The 3,472-nt window shown below is 56.4% G+C and carries 4 protein-coding genes; 1 reads left to right on the top strand and 3 read right to left on the bottom strand.

Translation table 11 applies throughout. The annotated features are described in order from the left end of the window. A partial coding sequence (locus tag ACOCD2_RS14510; RefSeq protein WP_293648916.1) for a hypothetical protein occupies window positions 1-226 on the top strand: 226 nt, incomplete at its 5' end. A 67-nt stretch (window positions 227-293) separates the two neighbouring features. Here ACOCD2_RS14510 and ACOCD2_RS14515 read toward each other — a convergent pair. The 3 genes from ACOCD2_RS14515 to ACOCD2_RS14525 form a co-directional block, all read right to left on the bottom strand. Beyond that, window positions 294-2,630 carry an SdrD B-like domain-containing protein gene (locus ACOCD2_RS14515; protein WP_293648919.1) on the bottom strand — a complete coding sequence of 779 codons (2,337 nt, stop codon included), beginning with the start codon at window positions 2,628-2,630 and terminating at the stop codon, window positions 294-296. Continuing rightward, window positions 2,584-3,072: a hypothetical protein gene (locus ACOCD2_RS14520; RefSeq protein WP_293648922.1), complete on the bottom strand. Its 489-nt coding sequence runs from the start codon at window positions 3,070-3,072 to the stop codon at window positions 2,584-2,586. The genes ACOCD2_RS14515 and ACOCD2_RS14520 overlap by 47 nt, the downstream gene beginning before the upstream one ends. A gap of 105 nt (window positions 3,073-3,177) precedes the next feature. Further along, on the bottom strand, window positions 3,178-3,348 hold the full coding sequence (locus ACOCD2_RS14525) for a hypothetical protein (RefSeq protein WP_293648925.1): 171 nt from the start codon (window positions 3,346-3,348) through the stop codon (window positions 3,178-3,180). Between the last annotated feature and the right edge of the window lie 124 nt (window positions 3,349-3,472).

The raw sequence follows: 3,472 nt of genomic DNA on the forward strand, positions 1-3,472 counted from the left end.
GGCTTCCGCAATAAAGAGCGGTTTGCCAATGCCATTTACTTCCATCTCGGCGGGTTGGATCTTTACCCTGATGGGATTACTAGATGATGGGCGCCCACTCAATCAGGGGAAGAGCCCAATATGGTATTGGCAATGCCAGAGAACATGCGTTAACTTTTCAAAACAGCTCATTGTTATTTCTCCGAAATTAATTCAGTTGTGGGGACAGCTCAGTTTCGGGTTGTAACATGGGCCGTATCAGTCGTGACAGGCTGAGCCTATCACTCATGACCACGTCCTAAGGACGTGGGTTTCTACGCTAAACTAAAGACACCGGTACGCCCTGTTGCCGCATCGGCATCACTGTCAAAGCTGTCCTGCAGGGTACCGCTGCCCTGATTGGTCGCTGTGAAGCTGTAACCTGCGGGAGCCACGAAGCGTATTTCGTAGTTCCCGGCAGGCAAGCCGGTAAATCCATAGTAGCCACTGCCATCCGTGGTGGTGGTTTGAACAACCGCACCGGAACCGTCGAGCAGTTCTACTGTTACACCGGCAATACCGCTTTCTTCAGTATCCCGTACGCCGTTGCCGTCATCATCATGCCAGACATAGTTGCCTATGCTGCCCAGTGCCGTATCCAGAAAATCATTGCCGCTACTGTCACCGCCCGGAGCAAGGGTTACGGCAACAGCGTTGTCATTGGCACCATCCGTGTCCGCGGTGGAACTGTGACCTGCAGGATCTGATTCTTCGATGCTGTAGTTACCCGGGGCCAGGCCATTGAAGCTGTAGCTGCCGTCAGCCGCCGTGGTGGTCGTCGCCACGATGGTGCCTGTGCTGTCACGCAGAACCACAATCACGCCGCCGAGGCCACTGTCACTGTCTGCAAAGTCACCATCCGCATCAGTGTCCAGACGCACCTGGCCGCTGATGCTGCCCATATCGGGCTGATAGCCATCATTGCCGGCATCCGCTGTACTACCGGCGGGCACCGTGACCGTGGTGGGATCCGCTCCGGCAGTCTGGGTATGGTTTGCCGGAAAATCCGGATCGGTTTCATCCACGTTGACCGTTGTAGATCCTGCCGGAACAGTGGCTGAGTAGTTGCCGCTGGCATCGGTGCTGACCGTCTGGGTTGCACCGGTACTGTCGGTGATCACCACGTCCACATTGGGCAGGTTGGGCTCACCCGCATCCTGGTTGCCATTGCCGTTGGTATCGATGAACAGATGGCCCGTTACCGTACCGGGGTTGGGCTGGTAGCCGTCATCGCCTGCATTTCCCGTACCACCCGCCGGTACCGTGACCGTGGTGGGATCCGCTCCGGCAGTCTGGGTATGGTTCGCCGGAAAGTCCGGATCGGTCTCGTCAACATCTACAGTCGTGGAGCCGGCTGGCACACTGGCGGTGTAGTTGCCGCTGGCATCGGTACTGACCGTCTGGGTCGCGCCGGTGCTGTCGGTGATCACCACATCCACGTTGGGCAGGTTGGGCTCACCTGCATCCTGACTGCCATTGCCGTTGGTGTCGATAAACAGGTGGCCGGTTACCGTGCCGGGGTTGGGCTGGTAACCATCGTTACCCGCATCCGTTGATGTATTGACAACAACGGTAACCGTGCTGGGATCACTGCCGGCAGTGGCAGTGGTATTGTGATTCGCAGGGAAATCGGCATCGGACTCGTCCACGTCCACCGTGGCATTTCCGTAGACAATATCATTCAGAGTCCAGTCTCCATTGGCATCGGATGAAACCCTGTGTATCCCGCCCTGGCTGTCGGTGACAACCACGTCCACATTGGGTAGGTCGGGTTCTCCTGCATCCTGGGAGCCATTGCCGTTGGTGTCGATGAACAGGTGGCCGTAGGTATTCCCCCTGTCGGTATCGAGAAAATCGTTGCCATTGGCGATACCCGAACTGCCGAGAACAACGGCAATGCTGTTGTCATTGCCGCCATCACTGTCCTGGGTGGATACATGATTGGCGGGATCGGTTTCGGTGACCGTGTAAGTTCCAACCGGCAACTCTGTAAAGCTGTAACTGCCATCAGGCGCCGTTGTCGTGGTCCCAACCACGGCTCCCCCGCTATCCCTCAGCGTGATGGTTACGCCGCCGATGCCGTTCTCCGCATCAGCCAGGTCACCATCCTGATCCACATCGAGGCGCACCTGCCCACTGATGATGCCCAGCAGCTGGATCTGGTAGTCCTCCACCTCCCCGGTGAAGGCTTCTTCATCATTTCTGATGCTGTTCTGGTTGAACACATCATTGGCTGGCCCATCGCCACCATTGACGCTGTAGCGGAAACGCGCATAGCTGTTCCCTGAATAACCCGTGGAGGGCACGGTGACACTCAGAGAAATCGCGGTACCAGCCGTTCCGGGTACATCAGCTGCGATCTGCTCGCCCGCATCACTGAAATCCCCGTCGCCATTGAAATCGATCCAGGCATTGAGAAAACCGCTGCTTCCTGCCACATCCGATCCCGGCATGATATCGATGGTGACCGTATCACCGATGGCAAAGATATGCCCCTGCAAACCGGCACCGCCAGCGGTAACGCCGTCATCGTCGTTACCCGGATCATTGTCCGTATCATTGTCGTCACCCAGGGCATTTCCAGCAGCAGCCTGGGGCCACGATGTTGTCATCGTCATCCACGACTGATCCCAGAAACGCCAGGTTGTCGGTGCTGGCAAACACAGGCAGGCTATGCGCCGCATAACCGTAGCTGGCAGGCGCATCACCGTAGTCGGAACGGGCACCGGCATTGCAGCTCAGGGACTCGGCATCGGCCGAGCCGCCGAACGTCGCTGCTTTCATCATGTTCCCGTTGGTGGGATCAATAGTGAATATGCTGCGGCCTTCACCGCTAGCCCCCTGGTCTTCTTCAAGATACAGCAGGCCATCTGCGGCAAAGGTCAGACCTTCGCCATCCACAGCCAGCTGAGCCTCTGCGACAAAGGTGGTTACACCGGTAGCCATGTCGATAGTGTAGATATCGACATTACTGTTGTTTCCGGCAGGCGCACTGAGGTCATCGGAACCATAGAACTGCCCGGCTCCATTGTTGGCCCTTGGGTCATATGCCAAGCCGGTGATGGCCACCCCGTTAACATCAACTGGAGTGCCGATCTGACTCCAATCGTCAGCATTACCGGGAATATCATCCAGTCCATCCGGATCAAAGGCACGAATCTAATTGCTGTTGCTGCCAGAAGTACCTTCGCCAACCGTGACATAGAGTGCTTCAGTGCTGGTGGCGTAGTGGGTCTGGAAAATGGCCCCCTCAACGGCACGGTTTCCCGCCTCGATGATATCGTCCTTGATCTTCGTTGCCGCGCCGGTGCTGGTATCGACTTCATACAAATCACACGGACCGGTATTGTCCGAGTCACATTGGAATGTATAGAGCTTGCGGTTGTGTCAAGTCCCGATAGATCATAGATTTTCTTTTTGAATAATTCCGGTTGTTTTTTGTGCCAATCCTTAA

It is taken from the genome of Thiolapillus sp. (assembly GCF_048562965.1).
Taxonomy (GTDB): domain Bacteria; phylum Pseudomonadota; class Gammaproteobacteria; order Chromatiales; family Chromatiaceae; genus Thiolapillus; species Thiolapillus brandeum_A.

Excerpts from the sequence above, each read along its gene's own strand:
- ACOCD2_RS14515 (WP_293648919.1), bottom strand. The coding sequence starts at position 2,630 with ATGACAACATCGTGGCCCCAGGCTGCTGCTGGAAATGCCCTGGGTGAC.